Here is a 12,400-nt window from a genome sequence, read left to right as displayed (position 1 = left end):
AACTAACATTTGGTGGGCGAGGTAGGGAAACCCCCACCAAATGAAGTTTCACTTTATATTCCCTATATTTACATGACCTTTCGGAGTTTACCGAGGGCTTGGAGATATCAGAAGATGGCTTTTTCGAATTTGATTCCTTTGATTTAATATGGGAGAGCACAGGGATGACACCATATCTTTTGAAAAAAATGAGCGGGTTGTGGGATTTTTATTGCTCTTAGAAAAGCCTTTCTTAAAAAGAGATTATGATTACAGTATCAACGACATTTTTATTTTGAAAAAATATAGAAGGAAAGGTATTGCCCTGGCAATATTAAAAGAATTGTTTAACCAGAAAAAAGGGAAATATTTTGTTGTGGAGCTAACAGAAAATATACCTGCTGTCCACTTTTGGAAAAAGACTTTTTTAGAACTTAATATTGACTATAAAGAAGAGGAGAAAATAGTTGATAATGAAGAATGCTTGATTCATTCCTTTGAAATATAATGTAGACATAAGGGTACTGATTCTCATATATATAAGTAAGATCGATCTTATCCAAGGGGGACGGTTTTATTAAAAGGTTTTTATACTATTTCGGATTCACGGTCGGTATTGGTTTTATTGTATATGTAGGAATTAAATTTCAAGTTTGGTTAGAAGAAACAGCAAGTATGAACTATGACCTCATGCCTGTCGTACTATATGGCATCATCTTTCCAATCGTTATAGGAGTCCTTCTGAGATTGCCAGAATTGTTCATTGAAATAAAGCAGAATAGACCATGGAAATTTAATTGGATCAAGTTTGTGGCAATAGCAATTCCAACCTTGTTTGTAATAGCAATGGCCATTTTGCCTTATACTGCTGCAGCAGAAATTATTAAAATACCGTTAATCATGATGGAAGGAACACCAATAATACAAACCATTACTGGAATTGTTCTAGGATATACATTATTGGATTGTTTAAAGAAATAAGTAAGTGGCTTTTATATTAAATCGTAACTAAGCAATAGCGGCTGCATTCGCAAGTCGCTATTGGCTTTTCCTTTGGACATGTTTCAAAAAATAAAAATAGCACTTCCCCCTTACCTATAAGGGAAAAGTGCTATTTCGTTTACTCATACATTCTATTTCGGGCTCACTAAGATTTTACATTCAGACTTGTCTTCGATTAATTTATCGAAGCCTTCTTCAATAATTTCATCTAAGCCAATTTTATTCGTGATAACAGGGCCAGCATTAATAGAGCCCTTTGCTAAAAGATCAATCACTTCACCAAAGATATGATTATATCCTAAAGATGCAGTAATTTTCTTTTCCGTAATTAATTGTGTTGCAGGATGATAGGAAACCGGTTTAGAGAAGACACTTACGACCATAAATTCGCCATTCGGTTTGGTGCAATCCAATGCATTATTGAACGTCACCTCAATACCAGCTGCATCGTAAGCAACGTCAACGCCACCATTTGTCATCTCTTGGATGATCTTCACAGCATCTTCCTTAGAAGGGTCGATTACAACGTCAGCTCCCATTTCCTTCGCAAGCTCGCGTCGTTTTTCGTTTACTTCCACAACAAAAATCTTGCTCGCACCAGCAGCTCGTAATGTTTCAGATAACAACAAGCCAATTGGACCTGCGCCAAATACCGCAACCTTGTCCCCTACTCTAAATTCGCTGTTACGTACGGCATGTAGCACAACTGCAGTCGGTTCTACCAATGCGGCAAGCTCATAGCTAAGACTCTCTGGAAGAACAAATACATTTTCTTCTTTCACAACTATGTATTCAGCAAATCCTCCATCTTCATGGATACCATAAGATTCCATGTTAGGGCACGTATTGTAATTTCCTTTTTTACAAGATGCACATTCTCCACATCCCCAAATTGGTTCCACTGCTACTCGGTCACCTGATTTAAACCTTGTCACACCTTCACCCGTTTCAACTACTTCCCCAGTAAACTCGTGGCCTAAGATCATTTTGTCAGCTGTAACAAAAGATTTGTGCATGTATTCATGTAAATCTGTACCGCAAATACCCGCATATTCCACTTTTACTTTTACTGTGCCTTGCGTTACTTCTGGTGTAGGAACTTCTTCTACCTTGGCATTCTTTGTACCATAATAAACTAATGCTTTCATCGTAACTTCCCCCTTCTCCTGCTATATTACTAGATTAAGTAAGTAATATAGTTAAATTGTACTGTAATAGGAGACAGAGAAACAAGAAAATTGTATTATTTTGTTGAAAATTGTCGAAATTATAGAGATATCATAAGTCCAAAGCACATGTTAACTTTCCATTGTAACCAAACGACTGGAAAAAGTATTAAAACATTATAAGGAAACAGTGCAAGTAATATTAAAAGTTGTCTATAGCAATGACTATCCAGAGTATGAGGAAATTGATTGGTGAAAATGCTCATATAACAAAAGCGGCTCCATAAGTGAGCCGCTTTTGTTATATGCTTGCTTTGGGCATGTTTTTGAATCGACCAAGTTGCATTTCCAATCAACCAACTTCACGTGTCTATCAAAGCTTTTCGCCATTCAGGCAAAATATTATCGCCCAAATACCATTAATCGCTATTCCCCATTCCCATCAATGCTTTTAATTCTTCTTCATTATGAATCAGGTCCTCGAGCGTGTATTCTTCTAGCACTTTAAAAAATGTGCCGAGCGCTTTATTGATGACATGCTTTAGGCTGCAGCCTGGAGAGATGACACAATGATTTGTTCCTTTATCAAAGCATTCCAATAGTGCGAAGTCCTGTTCCAAGTCACGCACCAGCAGGCCAATATTGATTTCACGTGCAGGCTTAGCCAGCCTGATCCCCCCACCTCTTCCTCTGGTGGATTCTATAAGTCCTCGTTTCACAAGATCATGCACAACCTTTCTCACATGCTCTTGCGAAATGTTGTAGACATCGGAAATTTCTTTTATTCTAGCACGTTCCTCGCCATGTTTTAATCCAGTAAAAATTAAGACACGCAAGGAATAATCCGTGTATTTTTTTAAGTTCATGGCAAGCACATCCTCTTGTTCATCTTTTCACATTATTGTAACATACTTCTACCTAAACCCCATTGTAAAAGACAATAAAGCGTCTTACAATAAAGATGTATTCAAAATACACCTTTTACGAGGAGCGAATTTTTATGACAACTCAAACAGAATTATTAGATCAAAAAACAATGGACATTATTAAATCAACGGTTCCTGTATTAGCGGAACATGGAGAAAGCATTACAAAACACTTCTATTCAAGATTGCTTGAAGAACATCCTGAATTAAAAAATGTTTTCAACCAAACGAACCAACGAAAAGGGGATCAACCAAAAGCATTAGCCAATACGGTGTATGCTGCTGCGGCAAACATTGATCGTCTGGAAGAAATTCTGCCACATGTGAAGCAAATCGCACATAAACATAGAAGTTTAAACATTAAGCCTGAGCAATACCCTATCGTAGGGAAATATTTATTACTAGCTATTAAAGAAGTACTTGGCGATGCTGCAACTGACGACATCATTGAAGCATGGGGCAAAGCATATGGTGTTATCGCGGATGTTTTTATTTCAGTAGAAAAAGAGATGTATGACCAAACCGAGCAAACGCCTGGTGGTTGGCTAGGATTCCGTGATTTCATCGTAGAGAAAAAAGTTGTAGAAAGCGATGTTATTACATCCTTCTATTTAAAACCAGCAGACGGGCTGGCAATCCAAGCCTATGAGCCTGGCCAGTATATTACCGTAAAAGCACAAATCGAAAATGATCCATACGACCATTTGCGTCAATACAGCTTGTCCACCGCCCCGGGTAAAGATTATTATCGCATTAGTGTAAAACGGGAAGATGCACTTGATAACCTTCCAGCTGGTGTCGTATCAACATTCTTGCACACGCAAGTTCGTGCTGGAGATATCATTCCAATCACTGCTCCTTCTGGTGATTTCACTTTAAATAAAGAGCAAAAACCGCTTGTTCTGATAAGCGGCGGAGTTGGTTTAACACCATTGATGAGCATGCTCGAAACTACTCTAAAAGAACACCCAGAGCGCGAGGTCATTTTCATCCATGCAGCAAAATCAAGTAAGCACCATGCGATGAGAGAACAAGTGGAAACCTTAGCGAGCTCTCATCATAATGTGACACATTACTTCGTATACGACAACCCACAGGATCCTGTATCTTGTGACAAACACGGAAGAATTGATGAGGAATGGTTAAGAAGCATTATCCCTACAACAGATTCTGCGTTTTATTTCTGTGGACCAAAAGGATTTATGCGCGGCATGTACCTTGCATTGAAAAAAATGCACGTTACAGATGAAGCAATTCACTTTGAAATCTTCGGCCCAGCAGCAGACATAACAGCCTAACCCATTAACCTAAGCCACAAAAAAGTTGCCTTCTACCACGGAAGTCAACTTTTTTTCTTTTCATAACAAGTTAAGCAGAAAAGTTCATTTCCTTCCTGCACTCCTTCTAAAAAGCCACCGTGACAATACACAACTTTCTCGCATTCTACACACGCACCAACACGTTCTTTCTCCATCTCAATCCCCCCTTATACACTGCTTTTTTCTAGTCTCTTTCCCCTCGAAAAAAGGTTCCCAACCCACAGCACTATTTCCACTACAAGCAAACCTAAAACAACACATGCCCACACCTGTAAGAATGCAGACTGCAAACGATATATCTGACTTGCCTCTGAAAGCGCGCTTTGCAACGACAAGGTAAAGGCATAAAACATGCCAAAGGTGAAATTCCTTGACCACTGGCTAATATGGTAGGTAAAGATCCCCTTCTTCCAGCCATATTTCGTAATTCTGCTGATTGCTCTTCCTATCTCTATGCCCTCTACTAAGATAAAAATGATAAAAACAACTACCCAAAATACGGTCAAGAACGACAAAGACAAGAGCTGGAAAAAAACAAGCGCAAGGCCAGTAATCGATAAAGCTCCATGTAGAATGCAATTTGTGTTTGCCCAGTCATCGGCAAGCGTCCATGTATTTGTGAAATAGCGTAAACTAATGAAGACAACTCCAACAACATAGAAGCTAAAACCAAGGCTAATCATAAACACGACTAATGGAAGAGGGACTCTTGAAAAAGCCTGAAACCATGATATAACCACAGATTGCGTCGCGACTGCCGATAATAACAGCACCCCATGGATTGTGTAGACGTGATACTTTTTGAAAAGCTGTTTGAATTGATAAATACATAGAATAACAAAGCATATCCATATTGCACTATTGATTACGGCAATAAGTTGCGTAATGAAATCAAATTTAGGGAAATACTTCATTACAACGTCACATATAATCGCAATTCCTGCTATCCAGGATCCAATCAAAAAGGAATTCACTGGATTATTTATAAAAGGGTAGAAAAAACCCTTACGAAAAATCTGTACGGTTAGCAATGTATAAATAAACAAACCAAGCATAAAAAAAGCCGTGACAAGCACTATTCGCAATCCTTCCTGCAACCCGAAGGCGTCCATAGCAGAAAAGAGAAAGATCCCGATCGCCATTACTATCGTGCCGGCTGCAGGATTTATAATTTTTAATTTATCTATAGATAACATGAATGACACCTAATTTCCTTTACTTGCAGAAATCATTTTATCACAAAATCTTTTTGGGTATCTATTTTTCATATTTGGTACCTCTTAGATGACGTAATTGCTTGTAATACTTTCTTCAGGCTATCTTTGATATGATAATAGAAATACTTAACCAAAGTTTAAAAGAAGTTGGAGGAGTAACCATGACAAAAAACCAAGCTATCATTATTGCAAGATTTATCGTTGTCCTCTTTTCTGTCCTGGCGTTAAGTTGGGTGGCGGCTTGGGTATTTAAAATATCCTATCCTTTTTGGATTGCTGCCCTGCTCGTATGGATGTTTTATCCACTCGTCCGCCTGATTCGTTCGAAAATTCACCTCCCAAATGCGCTAGCTGTATTTGTAGTGTTATTAATTAGTCTCGCCGTACTAGGCGGAGCGATTACTGGGTTGGTCTTCTTAATTATTTGGGGAGTGAAGAGCCTTTCCAAAATTATACCGGATTGGATCCAGAGCACCACTGGCCAGGCTCAAGACTTTTTCAATAATTCCATTCTACCGATATGGCAAAGACTTGGTGAATTTATGAATGTCTTTTCTAGTGAGCAACAGTCTGCACTTCAGGAGAGTATCTCTTCTATGGGAACACGACTAGCTTCTTCCATTGCTGAGATTGGGAGTGGACTAGTTAATGGACTAACACAGCTATTTGTTATCGTTCCATCCTTTCTCCTCGCCTTTCTGTTTGTATTTATTGGCTTTTACTTCATCGGAAAAGACTGGGAGAAAATAGTAACAAGAGTCCGCACAAAAATGCCTGTAAGTGTCTGGGATAAAGCTAAATCCTTTCGAAATATACTGAGATACCGTGTTTGGGGACTAATTCGCGCGCAAATCTTGCTTATGTTTATTGCTTCCATAATTGTGTTTATCGGGTTACTCATACTGGGAACAGAACATACCTTGGCCATTGCCATCGTAGTAGGAGCTGCAGAAATTCTTCCTTATCTCGGTTCGGGAACCATTTTAGGGCCATGGGCCTTGTATATGTTTTTCACAGGAGATATCGGGATGGGCATCGGCCTTGCCATCTTATATGGTGTCACCGCTGGAGTTCGCCAAGCAATCGAGCCAAAAATCCTGTCCTCTAGCATGAACCTTGATGCACTGGCAGTCTTGATCTCCTTATTCGTTGGTTTACAGTTATTTGGAATGGTAGGCGTTTTTCTCGGTCCCATCATCCTTGTCATTTTTATCATATTTAAAGACATCGGAGTCGTCCGAGATCTCATGAATTTTATTAAATTCGGATTTAAAGAAGAACCAGATAGTGTGAAGGAACGTAGGAAATAGGCCCAATTATAAAGATGCTACAGGCTTTTTAGTTCCGAGGAATCAAGCGTTAAAATGGTAGCGTATGTTATGCTGAAGTAGAAATAGTTTTACCTGAAAGGGGACAATCGAAATGAGCTCCATAGAAACGGTAAAAAGCAACTTATTCACAAAAGCATTCACACCAAATCCCTATCCTGCATACACACAATTAAGAAATGAAGAACCGGTGGCACGAGTATTGTTGCCGGACGGTCAGTATGCCTGGATGATAACACGCTATGATGACGCATTAGAAGCACTGAAGAACCAGAAGTTCGTGAAAGATTATAGGAAGCTGTACGAGGAGGATGACTCCGATTATGGCAGCATATTTAGCGAGAATATGCTTTTTGCTGACATGCCAGACCATCGCCGTTTGCGCGGTCTAGTTTCCAAAGCGTTCACACCACAAATGATTGCAGGCATGCGAGATCGCATTCAAGAGATTACGGATGAATTACTGGATGAAATCGCCGGTCAGAAAACGGTCAATTTAATTGACGCGTTTGCTTTTCCACTCCCTATCATTGTCATTTGTGAAATGTTAGGTATTCCTACAGAGGATCGCGATCGTTTTCGCATTTGGTCAAATTCGATGATTGAAGGATCCAATGGAGCATACGCCCAGGATATTCAGAAGCATATGCAAGATTTCATTCAATACCTCAGAGATCGATTTGAAACGGTAAGGAAAAATCCAGGGGAAGACCTTATTAGTAAGTTGATCGTCGCCGAGGAACAAGGCGACCAACTAACCGAGAAAGAGTTATACGGCGTCGTATCCCTCCTCATTATTGCCGGCCATGAAACAACGGTGAATTTTATCGGGAACAGTATTATGGCGTTAATCGAAAACCCGGAGCAACTTGCATTACTGAAAGAGCAACCTGAATTGATCAAATCAGCAATCGAAGAGACCCTTCGATTTAATGATCCTGTTGAATACAGTACATCTCGCTGGGCAAGCGAAGACATGGTGTTTAAAGATCAAGCCATGAAAAAAGGGGATTTAGTAATTGTCATACTTAACGCAGCCAACCATGATCCCAGCCAATTTGAAAATCCTGATCAACTGGATATCACCCGAGAAAAAAGTAAACACCTTGCATTCGGCAAAGGAATTCATGCTTGCTTAGGCGCACCACTCGCTCGACTAGAAGGAGAAATTGCCATTGCCAGCTTTTTCAAACGATACCCGAATGCCCAGTTGAACATAAACAAAGACGATTTAGAATGGCGCACCGGGATGATTGTAAGAGGGGTAAGAGAATTACCGCTTTTATTGAATTAGAAAAGTTGGTTATCTTGGAGAAGAGTGCGTGAGTTAAAAGTCAGTGGTTTTCCTCACATTAGTTAGAAAAAGCGGATTAACTCCTTTAGGGAAGTAATCCGCTTTTTCTTATTAACAATTAGGGCATACCCCCAGCAAGTATCGATAAATAAATGGTTCTCCCTTTATAACTATATTAGTTTGCGTCCCTTAATAGTGGGTTCTCACATTAGGGTTCTGAACGTACTCTTCCCATAAGTCCTCAATTGATTTCCCTGTTATCTCCTCAAACAGTTGAAGATCGAATGTGCCGTTTTGCATCTTCCTATTTACGATGTCAACAGCGAAATGATTCTTATGCTGGGTAATCCATAGGAAAAACCGCGCTGTTACACGATAGCCACTGTCATAGTTGTCAGTGTCTTCTACTTCTTCTGGCAACCTCCAACTCCCATTATGTGGTCCATAAATATATCTAGTATAATCTGCAATTCCTTCGGTAATCCACCATGTTTCATCATCGTATGTTGGATATGCTTGAGCTAAATGAGTTAACTCATGTGTGAAAAGAGCCACGTCATCAGGGTTAGTAAGAATCCAGTCAGTACTAACAACTATCTTGCCATTGTCTGCATATGCTACACCGTCATACTCAGGATCAAATTCAAGGATCACCTCTCTACTTGCTTCTTTTGGATTATATGCATACTTTTTTATCAATTTCGGATAAACTTTGAAGTACAGGTTAACAAACTCATCAATAATCGGTTCCATAGCTGGATCTGTTTCCCTATTTATAACTTGAAGACTGTAACCTCTTTTTTCATACTCATTTGTTGTCTGGATGGAATTGTTCAGCTCATTCGTTACTCCTTCTGCATGTACACTAGCGAAACCCCCAAAACCACACACCAATAGTCCAGTACAAATTAAACTGCTCACAATTTTCTTCATAAAACTACCTCCTATTTATTTAGTAAGGAATATATTTCTCCCTATTTTTCTAGCAAGGTTTGCTTTTCCCCTCCTTTAATTCTACTAGAAACGTTTTAATCTCATAGGGAGTAATAGAAAATGTTAAGTTCTCATCCAGCGAAACTTCCCCTGTTGCTTCCTCCATCAAGTTACATTCTTGCCAACTTTTAATAGAGACTCCTGATGTGATCGTTACAGGACCTCTTCTTCCTGTATATTCATGTAGCCGAATTACTATTTTGTCGCTATCCTCTGCTTTCTTTACAGCATCGACAATAACGTGATCAGTTGATATTGAAAATAGACTTAAGTCACCCACTGTAGATTCACCTGGAAAATAGGACAAAGGTTGATTTAGATCTGAAGCTTCTTGAACCGTATTTCCTTCTATCCAGTCCCCTTTATGTGGAAGTAAGGAATATGAAAAAGTATGTTCTCCTTGATCTTGTGTATAATCTGGGAAAGTTGCACCTTTCAATAGAGTCAACCTCATCGTGCCATCCTTAATGTCATAGCCATATTTGCAATCGTTCAATAAACTAACCCCATATCCTTCCTCGGCTAAATCAGCCCATTGATGACCTACTGTTTCAAATTTGGCTAGATCCCAGCTGGTATTCCAATGGGTAGGGCGCTTTACGTTACCAAACTGAATATCAAAGGTAGCTTCTATTGAACGAATATCTACCGGGAATGCCACTTTAAGTAACTGGTTAACCTCATGCCACTGTACGCAAGTCTCAAAGTCTATTCGGCGCTTATCACTATAAACTACCATTCTTTGTTTAATGAGAGACTGGTTGTATTTCCACGTAAATTGGACTACAGCCCGAAGTGAATTGACTTCTAGCACCTTTATTTCCTGCACGTTCTCTATTTTCTTCATTTTTTCAAGATAGAAAATATCAATTTCCCATGCATCCCAGCGTGTTGGCTTATCTTCAAAAATTTGAAAGACATTTCCGTTTTGGCTGCCTTTTAAAACGTTGCGGTTGTTTTCTATATCAAAAATTTGCGTAAGGTGACCCGACTCATTCCATTCCATTTCATAAAATGGAGTTCTAACTCCATTACCTAGTATTTCAATTGGGGTTGTTGACTCTTCATTTTTGCGATGGTTCGATTTGAAGTATACGGTTGTGATTCCTAGTGAAGGTACCGCTACCTTTACCAACCAATACCCATCCAACTTTTCTGCAATCAAAGGCTGCTGCGATCCATCAAACCAAGTCCCTAATTCTTCCCCTGGTATAACTGGTAGCTTAACTAGCGACTGACGATTCCAAGAAGATTGGTTAATGATTGTATAGCAACCAGCCGCTTCGGCCACTACACCCTCTGTTGTTGTGTTTTTGATAGATAATGCTATGTCTTCAGCTTCCTTATATTCAAGTCTACTATCTTCATAAACTTCTTTAATGGATGATCCTGGGAGAATATCATGAAACTGATTTCTTAGAATGACTTTCCACCCTTGGTTTAGTTGTGTCAACGGGTATTGTTCCCAATTGTCCGTAATGACACTCGATAGTACACTTTCTAGTTCTACTTCCTTATACAAGAGTTCCAACTTGCGATTTGATTTCTTGTTATATGCTTGAGAGGTATAGGTTCCCCGATGGAATTCTAAATAAAGTTCCCCGTCCCACAAGTGGACATATCCCTCTGTTTCCTCTACATCCTTTTGCAGCTTTTGCAAATAATCCACCGCTTTACTTGGTACTACATTTGGCATCCCAGGCATAGCATCTAAGCGCCGGCGCATTTCTAACATGTCCCGCGTCACTCCACCTCCTCCATCTCCGTGTCCATAGGTGATCATAATATCTTTTGTTACATTTTTATCACGAAAAGCCTCCCATGCCCCAAGCATTGTTTCAGCACTTATAGACGCATTGTAATCTGCGCCCCATCCTTTTCGTCCAGGATAAGGTGTAGTTATGAAGTAGGTTAGTATTTCTGTTCCATCTAACCCGCGCCACTTAAACACATCATGCGGCATTCGATTGTACTGATTCCAGCTGATTTTTGTTGTAACAAAAGATTGAATTCCTGACTTTTTCAATATTTGGGGCAATGCCCAGCTATAGCCAAACACGTCAGGCAACCAAAGATAGGTACACTCCACATTGAACTCTTCACGCAAAAAGCGGGTACCATGCAATAATTGACGGACAAATGATTCCCCAGACGGAAGGTTACAATCTGGCTCTAGCCACATTCCTCCTTCAGGTTCCCAACGACCTTCCTTAACACGCTGCCTCATTTGTTCATAGATAAATGGGTAATCCTGTTTAATAAAATCATAAAGTTGGGGCTGTGCCTGTTGAAAGGTGTATTCCGGATATTTCTCCATTAAGCGAAGCACTGTAGAAAAGGATCGAGCAACCTTTTCTCGCGTATGTTTCAAACGCCATAACCAGGCAACATCAATATGTGTATGACCCACTGCATGTACGGTAACGGAATGGTGTTTTTTAATCTGCTCCAATCCAGCATGTAAACAATCGATCGCAGCTTTAGTAGATTGATAAAATGAATCTGACCCGGGTGAAACCCAATCCAATAGGTTAGCTGCCCGGTTTAAAGATAATAACAAGTCCTCTCGGATCGGGTTGTGCTTATCTAGCATTTCTATGGTTTGCAGGACAGCTTTCCCTGTGTAATATAAATCATCGACATGTTTATCTAGCCAGGATATAAATGCCTTTTTTATTTGATGATCTTGTTTTTTCGGTCGCCCTCCTCCCTCCAATCCTGACCATAGTCGGAAAGTGAGTTGCACAGAACTCCCTACTAATTCATTTGAAAGGAAAACCTCTTTATGATTTCCATCCACACCCTGGTACGGCGAATTATTCACATACAACAGGGACTCAAAACCAGCATTCGTCCCCCCATCTGTTACCCCAAAGTCAAATACTCCTACTACCTCTTTTGCCTGCCACGTTTTTGGAATCTCCACCTCTGTTGCAAGCCAAGCATATAGATCTCTCCCAGACCACGTATCTCCTAGTTCGATTGTTGTCCATTCCCCTTCAATTGGTGGAGTGGCTCCTATGACTCCTTCTGTATCTAATTGAAACTGAAAAATTGGAATCTCAATTTTCTCCCTATAACGATATTGGTCTAATTCGGCAATTCTTGATAAAAGCTTTTTCTCCGTTTGAAACAATTAATCTCCTCTTTTCCTTCTCATTTGTTGTTTTCGCCAA

At 39.7% G+C, this 12,400-nt stretch carries 10 protein-coding genes and 1 pseudogene; 5 read left to right on the top strand and 6 right to left on the bottom strand.

Features of this window, described 5'->3' with window-relative positions:
- Positions 1-53 precede the first annotated feature (53 nt).
- A pseudogene (locus tag AC6CHS_RS09980) lies at positions 54-487 on the top strand (GNAT family N-acetyltransferase); the annotation flags it as partial.
- A 182-nt stretch (positions 488-669) separates the two neighbouring features.
- Positions 670-960: a hypothetical protein gene (locus AC6CHS_RS09975; RefSeq protein WP_498235861.1), complete on the top strand. Its 291-nt coding sequence runs from the start codon at positions 670-672 to the stop codon at positions 958-960.
- 152 nt (positions 961-1,112) lie between these two features.
- Here the strand turns inward: AC6CHS_RS09975 and AC6CHS_RS09970 are convergent, their stop codons facing one another.
- The gene (locus tag AC6CHS_RS09970; RefSeq protein WP_498235860.1) at positions 1,113-2,129 is read right to left on the bottom strand and encodes a 2,3-butanediol dehydrogenase; all 1,017 of its coding nucleotides are present in this window, start codon (positions 2,127-2,129) and stop codon (positions 1,113-1,115) included.
- Positions 2,130-2,566: 437 nt separating this feature from the next.
- Positions 2,567-3,013: an RrF2 family transcriptional regulator gene (locus tag AC6CHS_RS09965; RefSeq protein WP_498235859.1), complete on the bottom strand. Its 447-nt coding sequence runs from the start codon at positions 3,011-3,013 to the stop codon at positions 2,567-2,569.
- Positions 3,014-3,147: 134 nt separating this feature from the next.
- Here AC6CHS_RS09965 and hmpA point away from each other — a divergent pair, with 134 nt between their 5' ends.
- Positions 3,148-4,371 (top strand): NO-inducible flavohemoprotein, encoded by a 1,224-nt coding sequence (gene hmpA / locus AC6CHS_RS09960; RefSeq protein ID WP_498235858.1) that lies wholly within the window; start codon positions 3,148-3,150, stop codon positions 4,369-4,371.
- 44 nt (positions 4,372-4,415) lie between these two features.
- On the opposite strand, the gene AC6CHS_RS09955 is transcribed toward hmpA, so the two are convergent.
- Positions 4,416-4,547, bottom strand: a complete 132-nt coding sequence (locus AC6CHS_RS09955) for a hypothetical protein (protein ID WP_498235857.1) — start codon at positions 4,545-4,547, stop codon at positions 4,416-4,418.
- 12 nt (positions 4,548-4,559) lie between these two features.
- Positions 4,560-5,588 (bottom strand): TDT family transporter, encoded by a 1,029-nt coding sequence (locus tag AC6CHS_RS09950; RefSeq protein WP_498235856.1) that lies wholly within the window; start codon positions 5,586-5,588, stop codon positions 4,560-4,562.
- 182 nt (positions 5,589-5,770) lie between these two features.
- Between AC6CHS_RS09950 and ytvI the strand changes: the two genes are divergently transcribed.
- On the top strand, positions 5,771-6,919 hold the full coding sequence (gene ytvI, locus AC6CHS_RS09945; protein WP_106897644.1) for a sporulation integral membrane protein YtvI: 1,149 nt from the start codon (positions 5,771-5,773) through the stop codon (positions 6,917-6,919).
- 112 nt (positions 6,920-7,031) lie between these two features.
- On the top strand, positions 7,032-8,231 hold the full coding sequence (locus tag AC6CHS_RS09940) for a cytochrome P450 family protein (RefSeq protein ID WP_498235855.1): 1,200 nt from the start codon (positions 7,032-7,034) through the stop codon (positions 8,229-8,231).
- Positions 8,232-8,420: 189 nt separating this feature from the next.
- Here the strand turns inward: AC6CHS_RS09940 and AC6CHS_RS09935 are convergent, their stop codons facing one another.
- Both AC6CHS_RS09935 and AC6CHS_RS09930 read right to left on the bottom strand, forming a co-directional pair.
- Positions 8,421-9,164 carry a basic secretory protein-like protein gene (locus tag AC6CHS_RS09935; RefSeq protein ID WP_498235854.1) on the bottom strand — a complete coding sequence of 248 codons (744 nt, stop codon included), beginning with the start codon at positions 9,162-9,164 and terminating at the stop codon, positions 8,421-8,423.
- Between the two features lie 49 nt (positions 9,165-9,213).
- On the bottom strand, positions 9,214-12,360 hold the full coding sequence (locus AC6CHS_RS09930) for an alpha-mannosidase (RefSeq protein WP_498235853.1): 3,147 nt from the start codon (positions 12,358-12,360) through the stop codon (positions 9,214-9,216).
- Positions 12,361-12,400 lie beyond the last annotated feature (40 nt).

This window comes from Oceanobacillus sp. GQ8, assembly GCF_059758495.1.
Note: the sequence above shows the minus strand (reverse complement) of the source record. Positions and strands in the feature narration are given on the sequence as shown.

Bases quoted from the DNA above. Each gene is read 5' to 3' on its own strand.
- AC6CHS_RS09940 (WP_498235855.1), top strand. From the start codon at position 7,032: ATGAGCTCCATAGAAACGGTAAAAAGCAACTTATTCACAAAAGCATTC.
- AC6CHS_RS09950 (WP_498235856.1), bottom strand. From the start codon at position 5,588: ATGTTATCTATAGATAAATTAAAAATTATAAATCCTGCAGCCGGCACG.
- AC6CHS_RS09955 (WP_498235857.1), bottom strand. From the start codon at position 4,547: ATGGAGAAAGAACGTGTTGGTGCGTGTGTAGAATGCGAGAAAGTTGTG.
- AC6CHS_RS09965 (WP_498235859.1), bottom strand. From the start codon at position 3,013: ATGAACTTAAAAAAATACACGGATTATTCCTTGCGTGTCTTAATTTTT.
- ytvI (WP_106897644.1), top strand. From the start codon at position 5,771: ATGACAAAAAACCAAGCTATCATTATTGCAAGATTTATCGTTGTCCTC.
- AC6CHS_RS09970 (WP_498235860.1), bottom strand. From the start codon at position 2,129: ATGAAAGCATTAGTTTATTATGGTACAAAGAATGCCAAGGTAGAAGAA.
- AC6CHS_RS09935 (WP_498235854.1), bottom strand. From the start codon at position 9,164: ATGAAGAAAATTGTGAGCAGTTTAATTTGTACTGGACTATTGGTGTGT.
- hmpA (WP_498235858.1), top strand. From the start codon at position 3,148: ATGACAACTCAAACAGAATTATTAGATCAAAAAACAATGGACATTATT.
- AC6CHS_RS09975 (WP_498235861.1), top strand. From the start codon at position 670: ATGCCTGTCGTACTATATGGCATCATCTTTCCAATCGTTATAGGAGTC.